25 protein-coding genes and 1 other RNA gene are annotated in these 26669 nt (G+C 34.3%); 7 read left to right on the forward strand and 19 right to left on the reverse strand.

Going from position 1 to position 26669, the window contains the following annotated elements:
• Positions 1–76 precede the first annotated feature (76 nt).
• The 11 genes from DOK76_RS11590 to DOK76_RS11640 form a co-directional block, all read right to left on the reverse strand.
• Positions 77–739, reverse strand: a complete 663-nt coding sequence (locus DOK76_RS11590) for an MIP/aquaporin family protein (protein WP_206967953.1) — start codon at positions 737–739, stop codon at positions 77–79.
• A 13-nt stretch (positions 740–752) separates the two neighbouring features.
• The gene (locus DOK76_RS11595) at positions 753–1622 is read right to left on the reverse strand and encodes a YtnP family quorum-quenching lactonase (protein ID WP_206967955.1); all 870 of its coding nucleotides are present in this window, start codon (positions 1620–1622) and stop codon (positions 753–755) included.
• A gap of 22 nt (positions 1623–1644) precedes the next feature.
• A complete protein-coding gene (locus tag DOK76_RS11600; protein WP_242542301.1) occupies positions 1645–2931 on the reverse strand; it encodes an acetyl-CoA hydrolase/transferase family protein in 1287 nt (428 codons plus the stop codon).
• A gap of 57 nt (positions 2932–2988) precedes the next feature.
• Positions 2989–3771 (reverse strand): enoyl-CoA hydratase-related protein, encoded by a 783-nt coding sequence (locus DOK76_RS11605; protein WP_206967957.1) that lies wholly within the window; start codon positions 3769–3771, stop codon positions 2989–2991.
• Between the two features lie 24 nt (positions 3772–3795).
• On the reverse strand, positions 3796–4653 hold the full coding sequence (locus DOK76_RS11610) for a 3-hydroxybutyryl-CoA dehydrogenase (RefSeq protein WP_206967959.1): 858 nt from the start codon (positions 4651–4653) through the stop codon (positions 3796–3798).
• Positions 4654–4665: 12 nt separating this feature from the next.
• Positions 4666–5778 (reverse strand): acyl-CoA dehydrogenase family protein, encoded by a 1113-nt coding sequence (locus DOK76_RS11615; RefSeq protein ID WP_206967961.1) that lies wholly within the window; start codon positions 5776–5778, stop codon positions 4666–4668.
• Positions 5779–5801: 23 nt separating this feature from the next.
• Positions 5802–6983, reverse strand: a complete 1182-nt coding sequence (locus tag DOK76_RS11620) for an acetyl-CoA C-acetyltransferase (RefSeq protein WP_206967963.1) — start codon at positions 6981–6983, stop codon at positions 5802–5804.
• Positions 6984–7180: 197 nt separating this feature from the next.
• Positions 7181–8083 carry a LysR family transcriptional regulator gene (locus DOK76_RS11625; protein ID WP_206967964.1) on the reverse strand — a complete coding sequence of 301 codons (903 nt, stop codon included), beginning with the start codon at positions 8081–8083 and terminating at the stop codon, positions 7181–7183.
• Between the two features lie 125 nt (positions 8084–8208).
• Entirely contained in the window at positions 8209–9411 is a 1203-nt protein-coding gene (fadE, locus tag DOK76_RS11630) for an acyl-CoA dehydrogenase FadE (protein ID WP_206967966.1), read from the reverse strand.
• Positions 9412–9645: 234 nt separating this feature from the next.
• The gene (locus tag DOK76_RS11635) at positions 9646–11268 is read right to left on the reverse strand and encodes a glycoside hydrolase family 13 protein (RefSeq protein ID WP_206967969.1); all 1623 of its coding nucleotides are present in this window, start codon (positions 11266–11268) and stop codon (positions 9646–9648) included.
• Between the two features lie 128 nt (positions 11269–11396).
• Complete coding sequence (locus DOK76_RS11640; RefSeq protein WP_206967971.1) at positions 11397–12425, reverse strand: LacI family DNA-binding transcriptional regulator; 1029 nt, start codon at positions 12423–12425, stop codon at positions 11397–11399.
• An 87-nt stretch (positions 12426–12512) separates the two neighbouring features.
• Here DOK76_RS11640 and DOK76_RS11645 point away from each other — a divergent pair, with 87 nt between their 5' ends.
• Together DOK76_RS11645 and DOK76_RS11650 are read left to right on the forward strand one after the other, a co-directional pair.
• Complete coding sequence (locus DOK76_RS11645) at positions 12513–13058, forward strand: TetR/AcrR family transcriptional regulator C-terminal domain-containing protein (protein WP_206967973.1); 546 nt, start codon at positions 12513–12515, stop codon at positions 13056–13058.
• Positions 13059–13183: 125 nt separating this feature from the next.
• A complete protein-coding gene (locus tag DOK76_RS11650; RefSeq protein ID WP_206967975.1) occupies positions 13184–14098 on the forward strand; it encodes a DUF5692 family protein in 915 nt (304 codons plus the stop codon).
• Between the two features lie 85 nt (positions 14099–14183).
• Here DOK76_RS11650 and DOK76_RS11655 read toward each other — a convergent pair whose 3' ends face one another.
• A complete protein-coding gene (locus DOK76_RS11655) occupies positions 14184–14672 on the reverse strand; it encodes a cupin domain-containing protein (RefSeq protein WP_206967977.1) in 489 nt (162 codons plus the stop codon).
• 145 nt (positions 14673–14817) lie between these two features.
• Here DOK76_RS11655 and DOK76_RS11660 point away from each other — a divergent pair, with 145 nt between their 5' ends.
• The gene (locus DOK76_RS11660; RefSeq protein ID WP_206967979.1) at positions 14818–15465 is read left to right on the forward strand and encodes a deoxynucleoside kinase; all 648 of its coding nucleotides are present in this window, start codon (positions 14818–14820) and stop codon (positions 15463–15465) included.
• Between the two features lie 110 nt (positions 15466–15575).
• Here the strand turns inward: DOK76_RS11660 and ffs are convergent.
• Positions 15576–15660, reverse strand: an RNA gene (gene ffs / locus DOK76_RS11665) — signal recognition particle sRNA small type.
• Between the two features lie 40 nt (positions 15661–15700).
• Positions 15701–16201: a tRNA adenosine(34) deaminase TadA gene (gene tadA / locus DOK76_RS11670; protein ID WP_206967981.1), complete on the reverse strand. Its 501-nt coding sequence runs from the start codon at positions 16199–16201 to the stop codon at positions 15701–15703.
• 114 nt (positions 16202–16315) lie between these two features.
• Here tadA and DOK76_RS11675 point away from each other — a divergent pair, with 114 nt between their 5' ends.
• Positions 16316–17164, forward strand: a complete 849-nt coding sequence (locus DOK76_RS11675; protein WP_206967983.1) for a helix-turn-helix domain-containing protein — start codon at positions 16316–16318, stop codon at positions 17162–17164.
• Here the strand turns inward: DOK76_RS11675 and DOK76_RS11680 are convergent.
• The gene (locus tag DOK76_RS11680) at positions 17161–17856 is read right to left on the reverse strand and encodes a zinc metallopeptidase (protein ID WP_206968000.1); all 696 of its coding nucleotides are present in this window, start codon (positions 17854–17856) and stop codon (positions 17161–17163) included. The two genes, DOK76_RS11675 and DOK76_RS11680, sit on opposite strands and share 4 nt — an antisense overlap.
• Positions 17857–18146: 290 nt before the next feature.
• Between DOK76_RS11680 and DOK76_RS11685 the strand changes: the two genes are divergently transcribed.
• Together DOK76_RS11685 and DOK76_RS11690 are read left to right on the forward strand one after the other, a co-directional pair.
• Complete coding sequence (locus DOK76_RS11685) at positions 18147–19646, forward strand: AcpB/EbpR/MafR family transcriptional regulator (RefSeq protein ID WP_206967985.1); 1500 nt, start codon at positions 18147–18149, stop codon at positions 19644–19646.
• A gap of 11 nt (positions 19647–19657) precedes the next feature.
• On the forward strand, positions 19658–20845 hold the full coding sequence (locus tag DOK76_RS11690; protein ID WP_206967987.1) for a GGDEF domain-containing protein: 1188 nt from the start codon (positions 19658–19660) through the stop codon (positions 20843–20845).
• 52 nt (positions 20846–20897) lie between these two features.
• Here the strand turns inward: DOK76_RS11690 and nifJ are convergent, their stop codons facing one another.
• The 4 genes from nifJ to DOK76_RS11710 form a co-directional block, all read right to left on the reverse strand.
• Positions 20898–24431, reverse strand: a complete 3534-nt coding sequence (gene nifJ / locus DOK76_RS11695; RefSeq protein WP_206967989.1) for a pyruvate:ferredoxin (flavodoxin) oxidoreductase — start codon at positions 24429–24431, stop codon at positions 20898–20900.
• A 108-nt stretch (positions 24432–24539) separates the two neighbouring features.
• Positions 24540–24986, reverse strand: a complete 447-nt coding sequence (locus DOK76_RS11700; RefSeq protein ID WP_206967990.1) for a flavodoxin — start codon at positions 24984–24986, stop codon at positions 24540–24542.
• A gap of 174 nt (positions 24987–25160) precedes the next feature.
• Positions 25161–25445, reverse strand: a complete 285-nt coding sequence (locus DOK76_RS11705; protein ID WP_206967992.1) for a glycine cleavage system protein H — start codon at positions 25443–25445, stop codon at positions 25161–25163.
• A 10-nt stretch (positions 25446–25455) separates the two neighbouring features.
• Complete coding sequence (locus DOK76_RS11710) at positions 25456–25809, reverse strand: arsenate reductase family protein (protein WP_206967994.1); 354 nt, start codon at positions 25807–25809, stop codon at positions 25456–25458.
• 149 nt (positions 25810–25958) lie between these two features.
• On the opposite strand from DOK76_RS11710, the gene DOK76_RS11715 reads away from it, so the two are divergent.
• Complete coding sequence (locus DOK76_RS11715) at positions 25959–26612, forward strand: metal-dependent transcriptional regulator (protein ID WP_206967996.1); 654 nt, start codon at positions 25959–25961, stop codon at positions 26610–26612.
• Positions 26613–26669: the final 57 nt, after the last annotated feature.

Below are 26669 nucleotides of genomic sequence, written 5' to 3' on the forward strand. Positions count from 1 at the left end.
TTCACCACCTAGTTATAGCCAATGCAAGGCACACCAAAAAAAGGCATCTAGATGGGTCTCTAGATGTCTTTTAAAATTAATTTGCTTCTGAATCTAATAAGTATTTAGCAACAAATGCTGCAATAATACCACCAACAAGTGGTGCTAAAATATATAACCATAATTGACTCATAGCGTCTCCGCCAACAAAAATTGCTGGAGAAATACTACGAACAGGGTTAACTGACATTCCTGTTAAAGGAACACCAATAAAGTGTAACATTGTTAAAGTTAAACCAATAGCTAAACCATTATAGCTAGTTTCACCTTTTTTACTTGTTACTGATAACACAACAAACACTAGAATAAATGTTAATAATGCTTCTACAATAAATGCACCTGCTGTACTAATTTCTGAATAAGTTGTTTGTGCTAAATTATCAGTACCTAATCCTGTCATTGATAATAACATTTTAAGTAAAGCTGAACCTAAAATAGCTCCTACTAATTGAGCTACAACATATGTTAACATCTCGTTTAATGTCATTCTTTTGTTAATAAACATAGCTAAGCTGACAGCTGGGTTTAAATGAGCTCCTGATACGCTACCTACAGTGTTTGCTGCTACCATAATCGCTAAACCAAATGCTAAACCAATTCCTAAAACACCCACTGTGTCTCCAACTAAAACTGCTGTACCTGTCCCGATAAATACAAGGAAAAATGTTCCTAATACTTCGGCTAAACCTTTTTTAAGCATGTAAATCCTCCAATTAATTTAAGCTAAGATAAGGCGCTCTGCCTCTTTCTAAGACCTTAACTTTTTCTTTTCCTTCGTTATCCCACTGAATCACTCGATAATAAGCATCGTGATAGAAGAAAAAGCTATAATTCTGTTCATACCCCTTCTTCAATAACTCCTCTTTTTTAAAGATTGACGTCATTGGATAATCATCATAAGCAAGCACCCATAAGGGGTTTTGATGAGCGTGAGTTGGCATTAAATCTGCCATATGAATCATGACATCCCCCTCTTGCTCTAATATAATAACAGAGTGTCCTTCAGAATGTCCACCAGTATGCACCATTCGAATGCCTGGGATAACTTCAACTTGATCTTTATATGTTTTTACTTGAGTTGCAATTGGCTCCCAATTATAAGCCCAATACGTACTTTTAGATCTTATATTAGGATGTCTCATTTCATTCCACTCGACTTCTTGAACGTAAATCGTTGCGTTTTTAAAGACTGACGTAAACCCGCCATCTTCTGTAGGTACAGTAAGACCTGTCGCATGATCAAAATGCATATGTGTCATTAGTACCATATCAATATCTTCAACAGTTAAACCAAGTTCTGCCAAACTTTCCACAATTTCAGAATCTCTTTCAACACCAAAAATTTTCTTTTGTTTGTCAGAGAATTTATTATTACCAATACCGGCATCAATCAATAGATTCATGCCTTGGTATTGGATCAAAATTGGGTCAGTTGGTAGTTCAATTTGATTTTTTTCGTTGAAAGGATATTTTCTTTGCCAAACAGGCTTTGGAACAACTCCAAACATAGCTCCACCATCTAAGAATGTTGTACCACCTTCAAGCCAAGTTAATGTCATCTCTTTAAACTGAAACGTATCCATTTGAACTCCTCCTAAAAACTAATTACAAGTAATTTTTTTCTTTTGCTGCTTTTAGTAACTCATCACGGAAATCTGGATGAGCAATGTTGATTAAACGTTCTGTTCTTTCAGAAATAGTAGCACCCTTTAATACTGCTGAACCATATTCAGTCACAATCGTATCAATATCATTTTTTGATGTAGACACAGGAGCGCCTAAAAATAAACTTGGTACAATAGTAGAAACAGTGCCTTTTTTAGCAGTTGAATACAGACAGATAATACCTGTACCTGATTTAGTCAAACGAACACCTTTCATGAAGTCTGCTTGACCACCAGTTGAAGAGTAATACATTCCTTTAACTGATTCAGAGTTACATTGACCTAAAAAGTCTACTTCAACAGTTGAGTTAATAGCAACAAGATTATCCAGTTTGTTAACCACTTCAAAATTATTTGTATAATCACATGGCTCCATCAAAATATCTTTGTTGTTATTCATAAACTCATAAAGACGTTTACTACCAATCGCAAATGTCGCAACTGATTTCCCTGTATCAATTTCTTTTTTATTGTTAGTAATCACATTTTTTTCTGATAAATCAACTAAACGTTCTGGTAACATCTCAGTATGTAAGCCTAAATCTTTTTTGTCAACTAAGTATTCCATAACGGCGTTTGGCATTGCGCCAAAACCAATTTGTAACGTATCTCCATCTTTGACTTTAGCAGCAATTTCTTTTCCGATAGCTAAGTCATTATCATTTAACGTTGGGTTTCCTAATTCAGGCAAATCAACATTATTTTCAATGATAGCTGCTACTTGATCAATATGAATATGATTGTTTTTACCAAATGTTCTTGGCATATTTTCGTTTACTTCTAAAACGATTGCTTTAGCATCTTTAATTAATGATGCGACATATGATGGACTTGTTCCTAATGAGAAGTTCCCTTGTTCATCCATTGGCGAAACAGTAGCCATAATAATGTATTTACCTTCTTCACGTTGTTTTAAAATACTTGGAATATCTGAGAAGTTGTTTGGTAATAAATCAACTAACCCTGCGTTCATTCCTTTACGATCCATACCAGATAAAAAGATTGAAATTTGTTTTAATTTATCTTTTGGAGCATCAACTATTGGAAAGCTTGGTAACATACGATATAAACGGTTATCTTCTAAAGTATCTAGTACACGAATACCATCTAATAAAGCCTCTGGTTCCCCTGGCATAATCGGAAAAATAATACCGTCTCCTGGTTGAATCACTTTTACAGCTTCATTAGCAGTTGTTAATTTATCTTGATACATTGTTTGAATACTCATTTTATAACGCCTCTTCTCTTCTTTATTATTTTTGAATATTCTGAATTTTCAGAATTATCAGTTTTTAGTAAATGTAGGTTTACGTTTATTAACGAAAGCTTCCATACCTTCTGTTTGATCTGCTGTTGCAAACAAAGAACCAAATACTTGAGCTTCAAGGTTCAATCCATTTTCTAAAGACATATCTAATCCATTATCAATCACTGATTTACTACCAGATACAGCTAGAAACGCATTTTTTTGAATGCTTTTAGCTAATTTCATTCCTTCTTCTAATAACTCAGCTTGTTCGTAGATATGATTAACTAATCCGATACGATGTGCTTCTTCAACACCAATCACTTTACCTGTAAAGATAAGTTCTTTAGCTACACCTGTCCCAACTAATCTTGGTAAACGTTGTGTGCCACCAAAACCTGGGATAATGCCTAAACCAACTTCTGGTTGACCAAATTTAGCATTAAATGAAGCTAAACGAATGTCACAAGCTAAAGCAAGTTCACACCCTCCACCTAAAGCAAAGCCATTAATACAAGCAATCGTTGGTTGTGGTAATTTAGCAAGTTTAGCGAATGCTTGATTGCCCTCAATTGAAAATTCTTTTCCTTCAAGAACGTTTTTGTCTTTCATTTCTGAAATATCAGCACCAGCAACAAATGCTTTTTCGCCAGATCCAGTAACAATAACTACATCAATTTCTTTGTTTACAGCAATTTCTGATACAAGTGAACCAAGTTCAACTAATACTTCTGAGCTTAATGCGTTTAGCATTTTAGGTCTTTCAATGGTAATTGTTCCAATACCATCTTGGACGTTCAGACTTAAAAATTCATAAGACATTTCTATTCCTCCAATGGTATTCAATTATTTTTTATTGTGTATGTAAAACCCTCTACCTGTTTTGTTTCCTAACCAACCTGCTTCAACGTATTTTTTAAGTAGTAATGCTGGACGGTATTTAGGATCTTTAAAGCCATCATATAACACGTTCATAATCGCTAAAACAGTATCTAAACCAATGTAATCTGCTAATGCTAATGGTCCCATTGGATGGTTGGCACCTAACATCATTGATTGATCGATTTCTTCTGCTGTTGCCACACCTTCGTCTAAAACAAAGATTGCTTCATTAATCATCGGAATCAAAATACGGTTTACAGCAAATCCTGGTGAGTCTTTGATATCGATTGATACTTTACGGATACTTTCAGAGACTTCAACAATTTTGTCAGCTGTTTCTTGTGAAGTTGCTAAACCATGGTTGATTTCAACTAGTTTCATTAATGGAACTGGATTAAAGAAATGCATACCGATTACTTTATCAGGGCGATTAGTCGCTGTTGCGATTTCTGTAATAGATAAAGAAGAAGTGTTTGTCGCTAAAATAGTATGTTCTGGTGCAATCGCATCTAGTTGTTCAAAAATAGATAACTTGATTTTTTTATTTTCAGTTGCTGCTTCAATCACTAAGTCAACATCTTTAGCATCTTCATAGCTAACTGAAGGAATAATACGAGCAACAATTTCTGCTACTTCTTCTTCTGTTTTTGTTTGACGAGCTACATCTTTTGCTAAGAATTTTTTGATTTTTTCTAAGCCGTTATCAACAAATTCTTGTTTGATGTCGTTCATATAAACGGTATAACCTGCAGTCGCAAGAACTTGTACAATTCCGCCACCCATTTGTCCTGATCCAACGATCATAATATTTTTAATTGTCATTATTTTTCCCTCTTATTCTTTTTTTACCCAAGGTTCTGCTATAACGCGTTTCAATCGATTAGAAGAACTACCATAAATCGCAGTGATTTTAGCATCTCTAACGAAACGTTCAATATCGTTATTCCTCATATAACCATAACCACCTGTCATCTGAATAATGCTTTCAGCTGTTTCAATGGCAAGGTCTGAGGCGGCTAGTTTAGCCATGGCAACAAATCTTGAGTCATATCTATTTTCATCAATTACTTGAAGTAAGAGAGCTCTTGATGCATATATATTAGTTTCAATCTCAGCTAATTTAAATTGAGTCGATTGCATGTCGATTAAGCGTTTTCCTAAATTCCGATCATAAGAAACGTATTGTAGGCCTCTTTCAAGAGCGCCTCCTGCAATTCCTAAAGATTGCGCAGCAACTGATAAACGGTTGCGATTTAATATGGATTGAATTTGAGTAGCACCATCTTCTTTTCCACCTAATAAAGCATCTTTAGGTAGCTCGATTTGATTTAATTCAATACCAGCAACTGGTAATGATTTAATCCCCATCTTCTTCTCAATGTCTCCAACACTTAAACCAACTGTTCCTTTTTCAATAATAAATATACCAAGGCTTTCTTCTCCAGATAATTTTTGGATTTTGGAAGCCACGAGAAAAACAGAGGCGATAGGTGAATTAGAGATATACTCTTTTTTACCGTTCATCACCCAACCATCTTCTGTTTCAATCGTTAAGGTATCCATGTCTTCTATTTCGCTACCGGTTATTGGTTCATTTAGTGCAAATGAACCATAAATCTCACCACTTAGTAGTTGTGATAAGTAGCTTTCTTTTTGTTTTTCCGTTCCAAATGTAACTAGTGGCCAAATCGAATGGCTTTCCTGAGTTAATAGAATACTTCCTAATGCCGGAAAATTTTTACTAATTTTTCTTATAATACTTAAATAATCTTTGTACGGTAAGTGATCTTCTTTAGAGTAAAGTTTTTTAAACAACTCTAATCCAAACAATGTTTTAACATGATTTTCTGGAAAGCTTTCCATTCGATCATAATATGCTGCCGCCGATCTTAACTCTGTATCAGAATAATTAGAAATCCAATCAATTAACTCATTTGGCTCATTCATTTATTTATACCACCTATTCTCTATTAGTCACGTTTAATTATAACAGAAATACCTTGACCGCCACCAATACATAGGGTTGCTAAACCGTTTTTAGCATCACGTTTTTGCATTTCGTTAATTAACGTTACTAATACACGTGCACCACTAGCTCCAATTGGGTGACCTAAAGCAATTGCTCCACCGTTTACGTTAGTGATTTCTGGGTTTAAGTCTAAGTCTTTCATAACACTCATTGCTTGAGCAGCAAATGCTTCGTTAGCTTCGATTAAATCTAAATCTTTTACTTCGATGTTTGCTTTTTTAAGTGCTTTTTTAGTTGAAGGGATTGGTCCAGTACCCATGATTTTAGGGTCCACGCCGCCTGTTGCATAAGCAGATACGCTTCCTAAAATAGGCATACCTAATTCTTCAGCTTTTTCACGTGACATTAAAACTAAAACAGCTGCACCATCATTGATTCCTGAAGCATTACCTGCAGTAACTGTTCCACCTTTTTTGAAGGCTGGACGTAATTTAGCTAATGAATCTGGTGTTGTTCCAAAACGAGGGAATTCATCTGTATCAAAGATTACTGATTCGCCTCTTCTTTGTGGGATTTCAATTGGAATAATTTCATCTTTGAATTTACCCGCTTTAACTGCTTCTTCAGCTTTGTTTTGACTTTTAGCTGAGAAAGCATCTTGTTCTTCACGAGTGAAGTTATATAATTCAGCAATGTTTTCTGCTGTAATACCCATAGCGATATCATCAAAAGCGTCACTTAAGCCGTCTTTCATCATTGTATCAACAATCACACCGTTACCCATTTTGCCACCAAAGCGGTAGTCTGGTAAAACAAATGCTGATTGACTCATGCTTTCTGATCCACCAGCAACAACGATATCATTGTCACCAAGCATGATTGATTGAGCTGCTAAGATCACAGATTTTAATCCTGACCCACAGACTTTGTTAATTGTAAATGCTGAAGACTCTTTAGGAATACCAGCGTTGATTGCAATTTGGCGAGAAACGTTTTGTCCTAGACCTGCTGATAAAACATTTCCTAAAATAACTTCGTCCACTAATGCTGGATCTAAGTTAATAGCTTTTAGTGATTCACTCACCACTTTAGTTCCTAATTCAACAGCTGATACACCTTTTAAACTTCCACCAAAGCTACCAATGGCACTTCTTTTGGCAGATACGATTACTACTTCTTTCACTTACAAAACCTCCTATTTAATATAAAGCGCTTTTCTTTACACTATTATTTTACGCTCTGACGTAAAAAAAATCTAACAAGTAATAGTTATTTCATCTATTAGCTCAACTAATAGATACCTAAACTTTGTTAATACAACAAATGAAACGGTTTCTTTTCATAAATTGAGGATATAAAAAAAGACAACCTGACGTTGTCTTAAATGATTGGTTGATAAAAATAACTCAATATTGATTCATAAACAAGACTTTCAATGTCACTATATTTTGATTTAATTGGGCGACACAGTAACACGTTAAATGGAATTGGGTCTTTAAAGGGTATTTCAACAAATAAGGTCTTATCCATAGTTCTTTCAATAGGCGAAGGTAGAATGGTGACAATTTTTGATTCCTGAGTTGCTTCAACTAAGTAATCCCAAGAAGAAGATTGAAACTTAATCTTAGCTGTCGTATCCACTTCTTTTAGCTTATTTTTTACTAATTCATTTGTTGTGTAGCTTTCATTAAACGTCGCTAATGGATATGGCTCAATGTCATGCCAATCTAAAATACGCTTTTTGCTTAATGGGTGATCATGGTAAACAAAGGCTGTCATTTCATCGATTTGAATGACATGCTCTTCAAAACTTTTAGTATCTAAACTTGTCGGTTCAATCAAAATAGCCATATCTAAATCATTTTGGAAAAGCATTTTACGTAAGTAATTACTTCCTCCTTCAACAATTTCAATTTGAATATTTGGGTTATCCATCATAAATTTAGGGAAGAAAGACGAGAAAAAGATACGTAAAATTAGAGATGGTAAACCTATACGAATCGTTCCTTTTTGTTTAGCGGCTTCTTTTCTAACCATTTCATTCATTTGTTCATGAAGTTTAGTAATCTCTTGGGCGTACGCATATAGTTTTTCACCACTTGACGTCAATGAGTCCAAACGTCCATTTTTTCGGTAAAACAACGTTAATTCCTCATTAGTTTCAAAATTTATAATAAGCTGACTTAACGCTGATTGGGTAATATGTATTTTTTTAGCAGCAAGAGACAGATTACAACCACATTCGACAATATTCATAAAATAGTACAACTGCTGAATATCCATATTTTCACTCACTTCCTGTTTATTTATCCTTCACTATCATATCATAGGAAGGTTTTAAATGACCAAAAAAATAAAAACAAGAGCCTACTTCTCTATGGAAGTAAGCTCTTATTCAATCGATCATTTTATACAAAGGCACCTACACCAGTTAAGTAGCGACCAACGATTAATGCGTTGATTTCATGAGTTCCTTCATAAGAATAAATCGCTTCACCATCAGCAAAGAAACGACCTACATCAGTACCTAAAGTAATACCGTTACCCCCACAAACTTCACGGCCTAATGCAACTGTTTCACGCATTTTCATTGCGTTATGCATTTTAGCTAAAGCAGAGTTTTCTTCTTGGAAGCTTCCGCCTTCTTGAAGATTAGCTAATTGGACTGAGTATGAAAGTGTTGCAACAACGTTTGCTTCCATACGAGCTAATTTTTCTTGTACTAATTGGAATGAAGATAATTTTTTACCGAATTGGTCACGTTGTTTCACGTAAGCAACAGCTGCTTCTAATGAACCATAAGTCATACCCATTGCTAAATGAGCAATATCAGCTCTTGTTGAACGTAAAATTCTTGCAACATCTTTAAATCCGTTAACATTTGCTAAACGATCTTCCTCAGCAACTTCAACGTTAGTTAATGTAATGTGTCCGTTATGGATAGCACGTAATGACATTTTTTCTTGAATAACATCTACATGAAGACCTTCAGATCCACCTTTAACGATGAAACATTTAATTTTTCCATCAGCAGTGTCACGAGCAAAGATTGGTAAAACATCAGCAGAATCAGCGCCACCGATCCAACGTTTTTCACCATTAAGAATCCATTTGTCGCCTTTTTTCTCAGCAGTAGTTGATAAACCACCAGCAATATCAGAACCGTGATCTGGTTCAGTTAAACCAAAACAACCTTGCCATTCGAATGAAGCGATTTTTGGTGCGTATTTAGCGATTTGTTCTTCGCTACCACCAATAAGAATAGTGTTGTAACATAAACCACCATGAACTGTATAGAAAGTCGCAATAGAAGCATCTAATTTAGCTAATTCTAAATAAAGGAATGCGTTGTATAATTCACTTGGCTTTGTTGCTCCTTCACGGCCTTCAAATAATAATGGGCTGTTCATGATACCAACTTTAGCAACTTCTCCAAATGCTTCGAAAGGAAATTCTCCTTTTACCCAATGTTCGTTAACAACTGGTTTTACTTTAGTCTCTAAAACTTCACGCAAGTTTTTTAATACTGTTAGTTCACCTTCTGTTAAGCCATTTGAATAGGCAAATAAGTCTAACGGGTAAAAATCTTTCAATTCTTGTGTTCTTTCCATCTTTACTCTCTCCTCAAAACTAATTTATTTACATGTTCATCATATGACTGAAATCCAGTTTTCTCAACTTAACAAAAATTATCCATCCTATTAGTTTTTTTAATAGGATAAGAAAACCTTTACATATCAACGCTAAATGATTCTTATTTTCAATCAAATCTATTTTAATTTTATTTTTTTCACAAAAAAAGACTAGTTTTTCTAGATTGAATCTAAAAAAACTAGTCAGATTGATTAAATTTTAGCCACAAATGCTTGCCATGGATTTAAGGTTATTTGCTTTATATCTTTTGGTGTTTCCATGTTTTCAATCATTATTTCTTTGATAGTCTTATCACTTGTAAATGGTTGTGCCTCGTCAGATAAGTTAACAACGACTAACCACTGTTCTTTCTCAAAACTTCTAATATAAGAAAAGACATAATCTGTTGTTTCTAGTAACTCATACTCTCCCCAAACTACTAATGGGTTTTCTTTTCTTAATCTAATCAAAGTTTGGTACGTGTAAAAAATAGATTGTTGATCCTGAAGAGCTGCTTCTACATTAATATTTTGATAATTTGGATTGACATGTAGCCAAGGCGTTCCTGTTGTGAAACCAGCATTTTCTGTTGTATCCCATTGCATTGGTGTTCTAGCGTTATCTCGCCCTTTTGTATTGATTGACTTGATAATCTCTTCTTTAGAATAACCATTAGCGATTCGCTCGTGATACATATTAACACTTTCAATATCTTCTACTTCTTCAATAGAAGCCACTGGGTAGTTTGTCATACCAATCTCTTCACCTTGATAAATATAAGGAGTCCCTTTCATTAAGTGAAGTAAAATAGCGAAGGCTTTAGCACTTTCTACTCGGTACTCTTTATCATTTCCCCAACGAGAGACCACACGTGGTAAATCATGATTATTCCAAAAAAGACTATTCCAACCTTCATCGCCTAAAGATGTTTGCCATTTAGAAAGGACTGTTTTTAGTTCTTTCATTTCTAAAGGTTTTAAATCCCATTTTTGTTTACCAGCCTGTTCATCTAAACCAATGTGTTCAAATTGAAAGACCATAGATAATTCATCTCTATCAGGATTTGAATAGAGTTTAGCAATTTCAGGGGTTGCTCCCCAAGTCTCTCCAACTGTCATCACATCGTAATTTCCAAAAGTTGCTTGATTCATTTCTTTCAAGTACTCATGAAGTTTTGGTCCGTTCCCCGTAATTTCTTCATCTGGTAGTTTACCAATCAAATCAATTACGTCCATACGGAAGCCACCAACTCCTTTATCCAGCCAAAAATTCATCATATCATTAACTTTCTGGCGAACTGTTGGGTTTTCCCAATTTAAGTCCGGTTGTTTTTTGCTAAATAAATGAAGGTAGTATTGACCACTTGCCTCGTCAAACTCCCACGCGCTACCACTAAAGGTTGATTGTAACTTGTTAGGAACATCCCCCTCAACTGGATCACGCCAGACATAAAAGTCACGGTAAGGATTATCTTTTCCTTTTTTAGCTTCAATAAACCAAGCGTGTTCATCTGATGTGTGATTGACTACTAAATCCATAATAATACGAATATCTCGCTTTTTAGCTTCTTCAAGTAATTCATCCATATCATCCATGGTTCCAAATTCTTCCATAATATCTTCATAATCACTAATATCATAACCATTGTCATCATTTGGTGACTTATAAACAGGGCTTAACCAAATACCAGTAATCCCTAGCTTTTCTAAATAATCAAGACGATTAATAATACCTCTCAAGTCGCCTACGCCATTTCCTGTTGTATCTTGAAAACTTCTTGGATAAATTTGATAAAGAACTGCTGATTGCCACCATTTATTTTGTTTTACTGACATACCTATCCCTCCATTTATCGATTAGGTGTTACGTAACACCTATAATTAAAAAATAAAAATGTCACATTTTAGTGTGTCGTAACACTCGCCTAGAATATAACATTTTATTAGTATATCGTCAATAGAAGTTAATCAATTTCCTGAACCGAATCCCCTTCTACTAATTCAGTCTCTAAAACAACTTTTTTAGCTAAAGTATTGTTTGATTCAATTCCCTGAATCGCTAACTCTACGATTTTTTGGGCTTTGAGGGAAACATCTTGAGACATACTAGTCAATTGAGGTGTCGCATATCTTGACAGTAAGGTCCCATCAAAACTAACAACTGATACGTCAGTTGGCACACGGATTCCTTTCTTATATAATTCTGAAATTATTTGAACTCCTAATAAATCAGAAGCACAAAAAATAGCAGTGTAATCAGTTATTTTCTCTTCTAATTCAGTCTGAACAAATGTGTGATAGTGCTTATAAGTTGTTGGCATCCCTTGTAATAAAGGGGTTAATCCTTGTTCTAGCATAGCTTGTTTGACACCTTCAGCACGCTCATAATCAGCTCCTACCCACTGATCACTCTTCTCTCCTTTTGCTAGAAAGATAATTTTTTTATGACCTTTTTCTAATAAATAGCGGGTTAATTCATAGGCGCCTTCGCGGTCTTTAATCCCTACATTGAGTTTTGGTTCCAAACTATCAAAGGATGCGTAAGTATCCACAAAAACAATCGGGATAGATACACGATTTTGCCATTTCGTGACTTCTTGACTAGAAGCACCTGAAACAATCAGGCTCTCTAAATGCCACATTTCTGCTAATTTGGCACCTTCTTCAAAATCTGCTACACGGTGAAACATCATAAAGTAACCTGATTGTTTAACACAAGACTCAACAGATTGTATCAACTCTCCGTAATAAGGATTGTCATAAACATTTTCTTTCTCGGCTGCATTATCTTGAATAATCATTCCGATAATTTTTGAGCCATGTTTAGCTAATAATCTTCCTCCCATATTGGCAGTATAGTTTAACTCCTTTAAGGCTTTTTTGACTTTATCTCTAGTTTCAGGAGAGACCTTGTTGTCTCTTTCATGGATCACATTTGAAACAGTCGTCGGGCTTACACCTGTGTAATTGGCTATATCTTTAATGGTAACCATTTTTCTTCCTCTCCTTTTATTTTTTTCACTTTGTTTCTAGCTCAGTTATATTATAATAGAGGATGACTAATAATAGGAGACTAAAACATGAATTTAACAAAAAAAGCTCTCTCGCAAGCATTAAAAACTTTAATGACCTCTATTGCCTTTGAAAAAATAACAATTAATGACATTACTATGGAAGCTGGTGTTTCTAGAAACACCTTTTATTATCATTTTTCTGATATTAATGAATTACTCGAATGGACCTTTGATAATGAAATTGTTAAGGGATTAGAATCTTATGAAGATTTAAATACTTGGAAGGAAGGATTATTAAGCGTTTTAAACTACACAGAAGAGAATCGGAAGTTTTGCTTAAATACCTTCCATTCTATTAATCGTGATCGTCTTGAAATATTTCTCTATAACATTACCTACCATATGCTTATTTCTATCATGGATCAATCTTATAGTGATAAACAATTACAGCAGCCACTCAAAAGTGAAATTGCTGATTTTTATGGTCGTGGTATTGTCGCTCAAGTCACTCATTGGCTGACAACTAGACTTGAAGAACCAAAAGACGACTTAATCAATCGCATTGAAGGTGTCACAAAAGGAACCATTGAATTAATCATCAAGAATCACTAAAAATTGGACAAAGTTCTTATTTTGCCCAATTTTTGGGCATTTTTTTAGTTTTGTTTATAGGATTTTTCTCTAAAATTTATATGATAAGTAAGTAACAATCATATCAATTTTAGGAGGATTTTATTATGTTTTTCTTTGAAAGCATGCCGTGGTATTCAATTATCATGTGGTTTGTAGTGGTAGGTGGTTTAATGTTAATGAACGAACTAGCTCGAGCTAACAAATGGGTTGCACTTATTTTATTCACCGTTTTACCAATTGTTTTAACCATCTTCGTTTGGCCAACAACTGCAGGTGCGGGTAGTAGTACAGGAACATGGTTCCACTGGGTTAAAGTTTACTCAGCTCTAGCAGGTTGTTTGGGATTCTTAGCATTGCGATTTGTTAAGGGGGCTCAAGATAAAAAATGGATGATGGCTTTTCCGGCTTTTATTTTAGCTCTTAATATTTTAGAAGCTGTTATTCGTGATTTCCAAGTCTATTCTCTACATGGCATGGTAGATGGTGTGTATATGAATGGTGGCGTTTGGAATATTATGAACGGTGTAGCAGGTATTCTAAATATCCTTACTATTTCAGGTTGGGTAGGCATTCAAATTAGTAAAGACAAACAAAAAGATATGGTCTGGGCTGATCAAATGTGGTTCTGGATTATTGCGTATGATGTTTGGAACTTTGCTTATGTTTACAACTGTGTTTCTGACCATTCATTCTATGCAGGTCTTGGTTTGTTAATGTCATGTACGATTCCTGCTTTCTTAATTAAAAAAGGAGCATGGTTACAACATAGAGCTCAAACTCTTGCCTTTTGGATGATGTTTACTATGACTTTCCCAGCTTTTGTTGGTGAATCTAAATTCGCTGTTCAAAGCTCTCATAGTAGTACGGCATTGTTTACATTGAGTTTCTTAGCATTAGCGATTAACGTGGCAGTATTCATCTATCACATTTACCGCATCAAAACTCAGAAGAAAAATATCTTTAAAGATGAGGTATACACTGGTCTTAAATCATTTGAAGAAATTAAACAAAATAACTAAAAAAAGAATTGATAGTCGTCGTGAAATTCCTAACGACTATCAATTCTTTTTTAGCTATTACTTTTAAATAACATCTTTGGCCAGTTTAATCAATGGTTTCAAATGCTAAGTGCTTAATTAGTCCTTCATGTTGTGGGTATTTAACTAATAATTCCTCTTGAGTAAACAGCTTAAAATCTGCAAAGTCAAAACCTGGAACAACGGCACAACTTACTAAAGAGTATTCTTGTGCTACAGTGGATCCAAAAATCGTCCCTGCTGGTACACAGAAATGAAGTCTTTCTCCATTAGCTATGTCTTTTCCTAACTTTATTGCCTCGTAGCGACCATCCTCATACAAACAATGAACTGTTAATGGAGCTCCGTCGTGATAATACCAAATTTCGTCTGCAGTTAATTGATGCAAATGAGATGGATTATCCTTTGTTAATAGAAAATAAATACTAGTATATAGAGGTCTCATTAGACTATTTCGGTTGATTTTTTCGGTTGCCTCTTCTGTTCTTAAATAATAACCACCTTCAGGATGGGGTTCAAGATGAAGCTCATTTATCCATTCTTCTTTTGTTTTCAACGTCTCTCTTCCTCTCTTTGTTACAGTTGTGTTGATTATACTAAAGCCTTGCTAGTTAAACAACTTGTTTCATTTCTATCTCGACACATTATCCCTTATAATAAAAATATAATGTGTCAGTATTAAATAGAAAGAAGTGGAGGTTATGAGTGTGATTGTTTTGTCTGGAACTATTGGTGCTGGTAAAACCAGTCTATCTAAAATGATTGCTGATGAACTATCTAGTGATGTGTTTTTTGAAAGTGTTGAGGGTAATGACATACTACCTTTGTTTTATGAGAACCCTGAAAAATATTCTTTTTTATTACAAATTTATTTTTTGAATAAACGATTTAAAAGTATCAAGCAAGCCCTAGCTAATGAAAATAATGTCTTAGATCGCTCAATTTACGAGGATTCTTTATTGTTTCATTTAAATGCTGATTTAGGTCGAGCCTCGGCTTTAGAAGTTGAGGTGTATGACGAACTTCTTCAAAATATGATGGAAGAACTGCCATTTGCAGCAAAGAAAAAGCATCCTGATTTACTCGTTCATATCAGCGTCTCTTTTGAAACTATGCTAAAAAGAATCAAAAAGAGAAACCGTCCTTTCGAACAAATTAGCTTTGATCCAAGTTTATACGACTATTACAAAGAATTGAATAATCGCTATCATCAGTGGTATGAAGATTACGATGAAAGCCCTAAAATTCAAATTGATGGAGATCGGTATGATTTTATCGAAAATCCTGAGGCAGGAAAAGAAGTTGTTGCATTAGTTGTTGAAGCACTAGCATCTATTCGTCAATCTTAACAAAAAGAGGCTAAAACCTAATCATTGACTCTTAGGTTTTAGCCTCTTTAATATCTTTTTTAAGTGAAAATAATCAAAAAAAAATAAGGCTCCAAGCCTTAATACTTCATTATTATTCAGACACATGACGACGCGCACTTAGTGCTGCTTCCTTCCAGATCTGACACGCTTCGTGTGCTCGTCATTGTCCTAGCCTTGCGGCAAATATTATTATACTTTAAAAAACAAAAAAATGCTACCCTTTTTTTGTTTTTTTATTTTGTCGTATTTGTCTGAAGAATTGCGTTAAGATACTTCCGCATTCTTCTTCCAAAATACCTGTTTCAACTACACACGTGTGATTAAAACGATTGTCTTCTAATAAATTAAGTAGACTGCCGGCTGTGCCACCTTTTGGATCGTTTGCTCCATAATAAACCTGTTCCACTCTGGAGAGTAAAATTCCTCCACAGCACATAGGACAAGGTTCTAAAGTTACGAACAAGTGAGCTTTTTCTAAACGCCAACTACCGACACGTCGATTAGCTTCACGAATCGCAATTAACTCTGCATGAGTTGTTGCATCTTGAGAATACTCACGGACATTATGCCCTCGACCTATAATCTCTCCATCTAAAACAACTACTGCTCCAATCGGAACTTCTCGCATAATTTCTGCTTTTTTCGCTTCAAGAAGCGCTTCTCTCATAAAATATTCTTTTTGTTCTTCTGTATACCCTACTATTTCTTCCGTCATCTAATCCCTCTTACAACCTATATTTAATCTTTTGTCTATCTTAACATAATTCATCTTTTAAATCTGAGTTATGATAAAATAAAAGTACCTTTACTTTAGAGAGGAATTTATCTCATGAATAAACAAGACCTTATTACGATTTATCCAACTGGCTTTTTTTCTGATGTCCCATCTACTGACATTAGTCAATTATCTCTACCAATCAATCAAGAATGGTTTATTTTAGAAAAAGAGACTTTGAATCCTTCTGAGGAGCAGTTATTAACCACTTTATTTCCAAATAACCTTGATACACATCACTTAGATCATCATTTATGGTATCACTATTTATTTCAAAATAAACCTTTACCTCATTCAGAAAAATCATTTCGTGTGATTCAATTAAAACTAAAAAAAGAGTCAACCAATGCCAAAGATTGGTTGACTCATTTATCAGAATTATTTAATCAAGTTGAAGACTTTTTCTTTATTGATAGACAAACAGCTGTGTTGATTGAAGAAAAAACACATATAATTCTTCAAAAAGAAGAACTTGAAGGGATGCTTCTGACCCTTGAGAGTGATTTTTTAATTCAAGCAACAGCCTATATTGGTTCTTTCAACGAGGCAACTCATAATTTCACGTCTTTTTTCGCTGAGGAAGAACTTATTTTTTCTACCTATTACGCTGAGCAACAACATGTTTTTTCATTTCAAGATATCGCCCTTGATTATCTAACCAAAGATAAAATTCAAGAAAGCACCATTATGCAATCTCTAAAAGAAACCCTTGTCTTAGATGATGAAATCAAGCGTATTATAGAAACGCTTTGGTTGAAGCAAGGTAATATTACCTCAACGTCTAAAGAACTCTATATTCACCGAAATACTTTGCAATACCGACTCGATAAATTTTATGAACGCTTTGGTATTTCTTTAAAAGACATGAAAAATTTAACTCTGTGTTACTTATTGATTGATTAGTCACGACGATTTCCGTATAAAATAACCAAACGAAGTAATTGTAATAAAGAAGCTACGGCGGCTGCAACGTAAGTCAAGGCAGCTGCTGTTAGCACTTTTCTTGCCATAATTAGTTCTTCGTCATCTAATGCTTGGTTTTCTGCTAAGACAGCTAATGCTCTTCTTGAAGCATTGAACTCAACAGGTAACGTGACAACTTGAAATAAAAATGTTAACCCAAAACATAAAATTCCTAAGTTAACAAGCATCGGTGTGCCACTGAAAAAGATGGCTCCGATTAAAATAAGTGGAATTGAAATTTTTGCTCCAAAATTAACAGCTGGGACTAATGCTGCTCTTAATTTTAGAGGTGCATAGCCTTCTTTATCCTGAATAGCATGACCACACTCATGAGCAGCAACTCCGATAGCTGATACTGAATGAGATTCTGACACACGCTCTGATAAACTTAGCATTTTAGTGTGTGAGTTGTAATTATCTGTTAAATCCCCAGCAATTTGAGTAACCCCCACATCTTGTATATCTGCATCTCTTAAAATCAATCTAGCCACGTCTGAAGCTTTGTACCCATTTTTATTTCTAACTTTCTCATATTTACGGTACGTGCTGTTAATATAACTTGAAGCCCAAGCTGAAATTAACACACCAATAATGATTAATATATAAGTTTTATTAAAAAACATATATGGCATAAACATAGTCTTTATTCCTCCTAAATTATTATAAGATAAGTGTAACAAAATATTAAGAAGAAGCACGCTTTTTATTTTGAATCTTTTATGAACTTTCACTGTTTTTTCATTAAACTCTCTTTATTTAAAATAAATACACAATAAAACAGAACTTGTTGTTTTATTCGGTAGATTTATTAGATTAAATGTTGTATCTTAATAATTGAGGATATTTGAACATCATCAGTCTATGTTTTATTATATACCCCTAAAAAGACTTTTTACAGACTTTCTAAGAAGGAGGAAAGTAGATGAGAGAACTTCTAGATACACCTACACAAAGGCGTTTAAAAATCTTAGAGCATTTAAATGAGATGTCTGATTGGATTAGCTCAAATGAGCTTGCTCAAGAAAACAACGCTTCATTAAGAACCATCAATAATGATGTAAGTTACCTAAAAGAAAATTGGTACCCATACCTATTAATAGAAACATCTAAAAAAAATGGGGTGCGTTTAAGAACCCAACCTAGTAGTCATGTAGAGTTTGTTTATCGATATGTCCTGAAACAATCAGAATCATTTAGATTACTTGAAGCCATGTTTTTTGATACCTCTTTAAGTATTGAAAAATGGGGTGAGAAACTATTTATCAGTGAGTCTTCTTTATATAGAATCACTAGCGCCATGGCTGATTCTTTAAAGAAATACGGCTTGACGTTAGAAAAAAAACCTTGCCGTATCATTGGAACTAATGAACATTTTGTTAGATACTTTTATACGAGTTATTTCAGAGAAGCCTATAACGCTACAGAATGGCCCTTTCCGGTAAACAAAAAAGATTCAGTTTTATTAATTCGTGAATTAGCTAAAATTTTTGACTTTGAACTAAATGACAATCAATTAATTCAAATGAACTATATCCTTAACGTTAGTTTAATTAGACAAAGTCAGGGTTTTTACATTAATTCGACAATTAAAAATAATCATTTAGATGATATTTTTAATAAACTATCCCTTTATCAAGCTGAGTTTGAAAGCCTTGCTTATCAGTATAAATTACCTGTTGATGAAAAAATGCTTCAAGATTTAATTTCAGCTATTTTTCTACATCAAAGTAATTGGGAATCTACTGAAGAAGAACTACTAGTGACAAAAGAAATCAACCAATTTATTAAAACTATTAGAGATTCTTTTGACCTGACTCTAAGTGATGATATCTATCACAAAATTGAAGGAACTATGAAACAACTTTACCTGTATCATCGGGTCTATCCTTTTAGGAATCATATAATTTATGATAGCTATTTTTATAATGGAACAGCTATCAAAAAAGATTATCCTATCTTAAATATGGTCGTAGAGCATTCTTTGAATCAAATGGAGAAGCATACGAACTTCCCTTGGGAAAATGTGTATCATAATATTATTCTTTATTGGTTAATGGTTACTTGGAGTGATTTACCTGAATTATTAAAAGAAAAGAAAGAAAAAGCAAAACTTTTTGTTTTAAGCGATTTGGGACGAGACCACTCAGAATTTTTAGTTAAAATGATTCGAAGTAACTTTGGTTCAAAAGTTGAAATTAATTCATTTCAAGGTTCTATTATCCTACTCGATGAGGATAAGCCAAAAGATTTAGATTCTTATGATATTTTAGTCACAAATTTTAACACAGATGACTTACCAAAAGAAAAATTAGTTGTGATTGATGATATCCCTTCTGGTAGTGACTGGGGAATTCTAAGAAGAGCTATCAATAATATCAATAAAATTAACCCGAATATGTTAGATGTCTTGAATCACAAATAGAGGGAGATAATATGGTTTTTAACTTTTTTAATGCCTTTATAATTAACTTAGCCATTATTGTCTCTGTGACTCTAGGCTTGTACTTTTTCTCTTTGAAATATTCGTTGAAAAACAAACAATTAGATGACGAATTTTTACTTGTTAGTAAACATTTAGAAATGTCGACTGTGGCAAAAATTTTTTCTGGTGTCTTTATTGGTGTTATGGCATTTATTATCTCAAAAAATGGGATTCCTGTTGGCGACTACCGACCTGTTGATGTAAGGTACTTGCCGGTTTACTTTTCAGTCTACTACGGATCACCTTTAATCGGATTAATCACAACAGTTACCTTAACTTTGTTTAAATGTATTGATTACCTGATTAATCAAGGGACACCCACTGAATTTTTCCATAATATTATTATTACTTATTTTATTTTAGGAATTAGTATCCTAATTTACCGAAAAAACTTATCGCCTAGAAAAGGAACCTTTCTTTGTCTACTACTAACTTTAGTTGTGCGAGCTACTGTGTTAATGATTGCTTTTTTCCCTCATATTGATTTCTTGTTCTTTTATAAGATGGGCATCAATTTTTCTATTTTTTCTGCCCTCTTTTTATTTACTGGTTGGCTAATCCACCGAGCTATTTCCATTTCAGAGGGTATTCATGTTTACCGAACCTCTGCTGTATTCGATAGTTTAACAGGCCTTTATAACAAAGAATATTTTTACTTTTTCCTTGATTTGGCCTACAATCAGGCGATTCGTGAAGAAAAGACCTTTGCCCTTGCCATCATAGATGTAGATGATTTTAAACAAATCAACGATACCTATGGTCATTTAGTTGGTGATAAGGTATTGTCTGAGATCTCTACTATTTTAAAAAACAATTTAAAGCCTGAATCCATTATGAGAAATTGCCGCATTGGTGGGGATGAATTCGCTGTTGTCTTTAAACATGGTGAATATGATACAGATAGTTTCTTTCAAGGAGTGTTTGAGCAACTTAATGAGTTAATATCTGAATCCGCATGTCAAAAAAAAGTGACTTTATCTGTTGGATTAGTTGAATTTCAACCTGATTCGAGTCAACCATCTAATCAAACGGTACAAGATTTGTTTAATCTTGTGGATGAAACCCTTTATGAAGCAAAAAAAAGTGGTAAAAATCAATTAATCAAAAAAGAATTACCTATTCATACACTGAAAAAATAAGAGAAGAGAGAATGTGATAGTCGTAAACCACATTCTCTCTTCTTTTTGTTCTTTATTTACCTGATAACTCTTTATAGGTTTGAGCTTTTTCAATGACTTCATCTGCTGATTTTTCTAATAAATGATGAGCTTCTTCGCTTTCAATCACGTTCTCAAGTGCTGAAAAACGTGTTTGTTGCTCAAAGAAATCTGGTAATCGATCAAAATCAGATTTTTTATAATCGATTCGAAGTGGTTCTTTATTTTTTTCAAGTAGACGTGGGTCATAACGATACAATGGCCAATAACCTGATTCTACTGCCTCTTTTGTGACTTGGACTGCTTGACTCATACCACCTTTAATACCGTGGTTAATACAAGGTACATAACCAATCACAAGAGATGGACCAGGGAATTTTTCAGCTTCATCTAGAGCTTTTATGGTTTGAGTTGGATTCGCGTTTAGTGCCACTTGCGCCACATACACATTGCCATAAGTCATGGCAATCATACCCAAATCTTTTTTAGCTGTTCTTTTTCCAGTTGAAGAAAATTTAGCAATTGCAGCTGTTGGCGTTGCTTTTGACGTTTGACCTCCTGTATTTGAGTAGACTTCATTATCCATAACAAAAATATTCACGTCTTCTCCACTTGATAGTACATGATCAATGCCTCCAAAACCGATGTCGTAGGCCCAACCATCCCCGCCAATAATCCACTGACTTGGCTTAACAAATAAATCTTTTTCAGCATAAATTCGTTGAAGCAGTGAGTCTGAATTTTGCTCTACTTCTAATAAAGTCGCTAGTTTCGTTGATCGTTGTCTTGAACCTTCACCTTGCTCTCTACTTTCTAACCAATCAGACATAAGAGCCTGTAGTTCAGGACTGCCTAGTTGTTTTTCTAAAGCTTCTTCCATTAAATGAGTCACATGTTCTCGCTTAGTTTGATTAGCTAAATACATCCCAAATCCAAACTCTGCGTTGTCTTCAAATAAGGAATTACTCCATGCTGGACCTTGACCTGCTTCATTCGTTGTATAAGGTGTTGAGGGAGAAGAAGCTCCCCAAATAGAAGCACAACCTGTCGCATTAGCAATTAACATACGATCTCCGTAAAGCTGGGTTAATAATTTGATGTAAGGTGTTTCCCCGCAACCTGAACAGGCACCTGAAAACTCAAGTAGTGGTTGTTCAAACTGTGAGCCTTTGATACTTTCCTTTTTCTTAATAGGATTTGCTTTTTGTTTCAAGGTCATAGCAAATGCCCAATTAATTGCTTGTTCTTTTTGTTCCTCATAAGGTTTCATGATTAGGGCTTTTTCTTTTGCTGGACAAACATCTACACATAAACCGCAACCAGTACAATCTTCTAATGAGACTTGAATACGATACATTAAACCATCTGCACCCTTCATCTCTCTTACAACAAATCCTTCAGGGGCTTCTTCCAGCTCACTCTCATCTGCTAAGAACGGACGAATAGCTGCGTGAGGACAAACAAAGGCGCATTCATTACACATTGTACAGGCGTCCATTTGCCACTCAGGTACTTCTAGAGCAATCCCTCTTTTTTCGTAAGCTGTTGTTCCTAGTGGGACTGTTCCGTCCGTCATATCATTAGCAACTAGGTCATTAACAGTTAGTAAATCACCTTCTTGACGACTAATAGGCTCTAAAATATCTCTAACATATTTAGGTTTACTTTGATCTACCACTTTATCTCGTAACTCAATAGATTGCCACTCTTTAGGAACAGTGATTTTGATTAAATTTTCAAAGGTTTCATCAATGGCTAAGTGATTTCGTTTAACAATCTCACTTGATTTTTTACCATAAGCTTGAATAACTTCTTCTTTTAGATATGCAACAAACTCATCTCTTTTTAATAACCCATTTAACTCAAAAAAGGCTGTTGACATAACTGTATTGATTCGTCTACCTAAGCCAGCTTCTTGAGCAATTTTCATGGCATTGATTACATAAAATTGGATTTCTTTCTCAGCAATTTCTTTTTTCAAACGTTTAGGTAAAAGCTTCAAGACTTTTTTCTCATCCCAAGTGGTATTTAAAAGGAATGTACCTCCTCTTTTTAACCCTTTTAACAAATCGTATTGATGTACGTAAGAAGCATTGTGACAACCTATAAAGTCAGCTTCTTCAATTAAGTACGTTGACGTAATTGGCTCTTGACCAAAACGTAAATGCGAATTCGTTAACCCACCTGATTTTTTTGAATCATATGAAAAATAAGCTTGAGCATAAAGGTCAGTATGATTACCTATTATTTTAATAGCTTGTTTATTAGCTCCTACTGTCCCATCTGAACCAAATCCCCAAAACTTAGCTTGATAAGTGTCTTTTGGTGTTAAATCAAGAACTTCACCCACAGGTAAAGATAAATGAGTCACATCATCTGTAATCCCCACTGTGAATCGTTCTTTTAAAGATTCTTCTGGTAACAACAAATGATCAAAAATTGCTTTGATTTGACTTGGTGGCACATCTTTTGAACCAAGACCATAGCGTCCGCCAATCACAATCGGACGATTTTTATGACGATAAAGGGCACTTTGAACGTCTAATAATAAAGGTTCGCCATTTGCTCCTGGCTCTTTAGTTCGATCTAATACGGCAATTTTTTCAACTGTCTCAGGTAATTTAGCCAATAAGTTATCAACTGGAAATGGTCGATATAGATGAATATTAATATGCCCAACTTTTCGACCCATTTTATTTAGATAGTCAACTGTTTGTCTAATGGTAGGAGATACAGATCCCATTGAAATAATGACTTCAGTTGCGTCTGGAGCACCATAGTAGTTAGTCAAATCATAGTTAGTTCCTCTAATCTCGTTGATTTCTTCCATATAATGCTGGACGATTTCAGGGACTCTATCATAATAAGTATTAATAGTTTCTCTTTGTTGGAAGTGAATATCTGGATTTTGAGCAGTTCCTGAAACAGTCGGTCTGTTTGGATTCATGCTACGTTTTCTAAAGGCTTCTAACTCTTTAGTTGGAACTAGTTTTTTTAACGTTTCATAAGGAATTAAATCAATTTTTTGTAACTCATGACTTGTTCGAAAGCCATCAAAAAAGTTTAAAAAAGGTAAGCTTGCTTTCAAACTAGCTAAATGTGCCACTGCTGATAAATCCATTACTTCTTGGACTGAACTTTCAGCTAACATACAAAAGCCTGTTTGTCTGGCAGCCATTACATCACCATGATCACCAAAGATACTTAGAGCATTTGTTGTGACAGCTCTTGACGCAACATGAAAAACAGTAGGTAGCAACTCACCTGCTATTTTATACATATTAGGAATCATCAATAAAAGACCTTGAGAAGCTGTGTAGGTTGTCGTTAAAGCACCTGATTTTAAAGAACCATGCACCGCTCCTGCTGCACCTGCTTCTGATTGCATGTTAATGACTTTTAAAGGTTCACCAAATAAATTTTTTCGTGATTTACTTGACCACTCTTCAACAACTTCTGCCATTGTTGAACTTGGAGTAATTGGAAATACCGCAGTCACTTCACTAAAGCCATAAGAAATATAAGCTGCTGCCGTATTACCATCCATTGTCACTTTGTTTGTATTCATGAGTTATCCTCTTCTTTTTTCGTCTTATTTCGCTCACATAAAAAACGAGCAATCGTTTGGATTGATTGCTCGCTAGGTTGAACGTTTTAGGTTATAGGTTAATCCTGATTAATCTAAACTTATCTTTAGTTCTTCAACAAAGGTCTGCAACAAATCAATGTCCTCATCTTCTGCATTGTTTTCGATACATACTAGAGCTGCTCCTTCTTTAGCTCCGGTTTGTTTAAACTGCTCAACAAAATCTCTTGCAGACTGACAATAATACTCCCCATACTCTGTATCACCTGATCCAACAACACCAAATAGTTTATCTTCAAGGTTCTCATCTTTTAAATCAGAAAAGAAATCTTCAAACTCAAAAGGAAGTTCTCCGTCCCCATATGTGTAAGTTGCTACAATACAAACATCAGCATCTTCAAAAAAGTCTGAATCCACATCTGAGCATTCTTCACGTTCTACTTCAAAACCTTCATCTTCTAATTTTTCTTCGATAATCTCTGATATTTCTTCAGTATTACCTGTCATACTTGCATATACGATTTTTGCTAAAGCCATGAGTTTATCTCCTATTCTTTTATCCTGTATAATTTTTTCACAAACATCTACAAGAGAATTTTAACATAAAACTAACATAAGTTGAACCCATTTTTATTAAAATGTGAAATTTTTATTTAATTTTTAACCATCTTTCTTTTGTATGATAAGAAAAAAAGACACCCTAAGGCATCTTTATGATTTAACTTTAAATAACCACGCATTTGGTTGATCTAATAAACTTGTTTCTTTTTGTCCTGCTTCATTAATTTCAGTCACAGTTCCAGAAACAGGTGTTTCATATTCAACTACTGCTTTTTCTGCTTCAAGCTCAACAACGCTATCTCCCTCAGTAATTTGACTACCTACTTTAGGTAACATTGCAAAACTAATACTTCCTAAATCATCTTGAGCAACAGCTGTCAAACCAACTGTGATTTCCCCATTTTCTTCTTTAATCCATAAACTTTCTTCAGACATCGAATGCCTCCTATAAAAATAGTTCTTCGTATTCTTTTTCTTTAAAGCCTAATAATACTTTATCTCCAACAACCATAATAGGTCGCTTAATTAACATACCATCAACACAAAGACGCTCACTAGCTTCTTCTTCAGAAAAATCATTAACGATATTTTTTAATCCTTGTTCTCTGTAGCGAATTCCACTTGTATTAAAGAAACGGCGAATCGGATAATCATTATTAGCCATCCATTTCATTAATAACTCTTTTGCTGGTGGCTCTTCAATCATATCAATCATGTCATAGTCAATGTTGTTCTCATCTAGCCAAATTTTCGCTTTTTTACAAGTTGAACATTTAGGGTACCAATAAAAAGTTGCCATCCTCATTGCCTCACTTTCAATTATGCTTTTCTAAGTATAACATACCTTCAAAATGAGAGTCGCCATATTTTTTTATAATTCCCAAAAAATGTGGTAGAATATATAAGTTAAGAGGAAATTTTTTCTTGATTATTTGTAGGAGGAAAAAAATGAAAAAATCATCTAGTAATAAAGAAGACTACTTAAAGGCCATATACGAAAATAATGGAATCGATGAGTTTGTCTCAAATAAATCGTTAGCAAATCATTTAAGTGTTTCTCCTGCCTCAGTAACTGAAATGGTAGAAAAGTTGCAAAAAGATGGCTTAATTGAATACAAACCTTACACAGGTGTCAAATTAACTGATGAAGGATTGAAAAAAACAGTTGGTATTATCAGAAACCATCGAATCATCGAAACTTTTCTATTTGATAAATTAGATTATTCACTTCATGACTTACATAACCTGTCAGAAGAATTAGAACATGTCAAAGACCCTGTCTTTTTCTCTAGATTATACAACTATTTAGGCGAACCAGAGACGTGTCCTCATGGTGGTATTATCCCAACTGAGGAAGTCTTTATTGAAAAAGCCATTAAACCAATTGCCACCTTTAAAAAAGGAGATTCTCCTGAAATTCGTCGTGTAATGGACAACACTGATATCTTAAATTACATGGGTTCGATTGGACTTACAATTGGAGACACGATCCATATTACAGAAGTCGATGTCTTTAATGAGCTAATGCTATTTAGTATTAATGACAAAACAGATACTCATCATATTAGCTTTAAACAAGCGCAAATTATCTTTTCTTATTAAGAACAAAAAAACTTCCCAAAGAATAATCTTTGGGAAGTTCAGATTGAAGACAAACTA

The sequence above is a fragment of the Candidatus Vagococcus giribetii genome (assembly GCF_017316185.1).
Classification (GTDB): Bacteria; Bacillota; Bacilli; order Lactobacillales; family Vagococcaceae; genus Vagococcus; species Vagococcus giribetii.

Coding starts and splice junctions, on each gene's coding strand:
- DOK76_RS11635 (WP_206967969.1), bottom strand. CDS start 11,268: ATGTCAGTAAAACAAAATAAATGGTGGCAATCAGCAGTTCTTTATCAA.
- DOK76_RS11640 (WP_206967971.1), bottom strand. CDS start 12,425: ATGGTTACCATTAAAGATATAGCCAATTACACAGGTGTAAGCCCGACG.
- DOK76_RS11685 (WP_206967985.1), top strand. CDS start 18,147: ATGAGAGAACTTCTAGATACACCTACACAAAGGCGTTTAAAAATCTTA.
- DOK76_RS11590 (WP_206967953.1), bottom strand. CDS start 739: ATGCTTAAAAAAGGTTTAGCCGAAGTATTAGGAACATTTTTCCTTGTA.
- DOK76_RS11680 (WP_206968000.1), bottom strand. CDS start 17,856: ATGCCATATATGTTTTTTAATAAAACTTATATATTAATCATTATTGGT.
- DOK76_RS11660 (WP_206967979.1), top strand. CDS start 14,818: ATGAGTGTGATTGTTTTGTCTGGAACTATTGGTGCTGGTAAAACCAGT.
- nifJ (WP_206967989.1), bottom strand. CDS start 24,431: ATGAATACAAACAAAGTGACAATGGATGGTAATACGGCAGCAGCTTAT.
- DOK76_RS11700 (WP_206967990.1), bottom strand. CDS start 24,986: ATGGCTTTAGCAAAAATCGTATATGCAAGTATGACAGGTAATACTGAA.
- DOK76_RS11610 (WP_206967959.1), bottom strand. CDS start 4,653: ATGACAATTAAAAATATTATGATCGTTGGATCAGGACAAATGGGTGGC.
- DOK76_RS11715 (WP_206967996.1), top strand. CDS start 25,959: ATGAAAAAATCATCTAGTAATAAAGAAGACTACTTAAAGGCCATATAC.
- DOK76_RS11690 (WP_206967987.1), top strand. CDS start 19,658: ATGGTTTTTAACTTTTTTAATGCCTTTATAATTAACTTAGCCATTATT.
- DOK76_RS11675 (WP_206967983.1), top strand. CDS start 16,316: ATGAATAAACAAGACCTTATTACGATTTATCCAACTGGCTTTTTTTCT.
- DOK76_RS11645 (WP_206967973.1), top strand. CDS start 12,513: ATGAATTTAACAAAAAAAGCTCTCTCGCAAGCATTAAAAACTTTAATG.
- tadA (WP_206967981.1), bottom strand. CDS start 16,201: ATGACGGAAGAAATAGTAGGGTATACAGAAGAACAAAAAGAATATTTT.
- DOK76_RS11705 (WP_206967992.1), bottom strand. CDS start 25,445: ATGTCTGAAGAAAGTTTATGGATTAAAGAAGAAAATGGGGAAATCACA.
- fadE (WP_206967966.1), bottom strand. CDS start 9,411: ATGGAAAGAACACAAGAATTGAAAGATTTTTACCCGTTAGACTTATTT.
- DOK76_RS11595 (WP_206967955.1), bottom strand. CDS start 1,622: ATGGATACGTTTCAGTTTAAAGAGATGACATTAACTTGGCTTGAAGGT.
- DOK76_RS11615 (WP_206967961.1), bottom strand. CDS start 5,778: ATGAATGAGCCAAATGAGTTAATTGATTGGATTTCTAATTATTCTGAT.
- DOK76_RS11650 (WP_206967975.1), top strand. CDS start 13,184: ATGTTTTTCTTTGAAAGCATGCCGTGGTATTCAATTATCATGTGGTTT.
- DOK76_RS11710 (WP_206967994.1), bottom strand. CDS start 25,809: ATGGCAACTTTTTATTGGTACCCTAAATGTTCAACTTGTAAAAAAGCG.
- DOK76_RS11600 (WP_242542301.1), bottom strand. CDS start 2,931: ATGAGTATTCAAACAATGTATCAAGATAAATTAACAACTGCTAATGAA.
- DOK76_RS11625 (WP_206967964.1), bottom strand. CDS start 8,083: ATGGATATTCAGCAGTTGTACTATTTTATGAATATTGTCGAATGTGGT.
- DOK76_RS11605 (WP_206967957.1), bottom strand. CDS start 3,771: ATGTCTTATGAATTTTTAAGTCTGAACGTCCAAGATGGTATTGGAACA.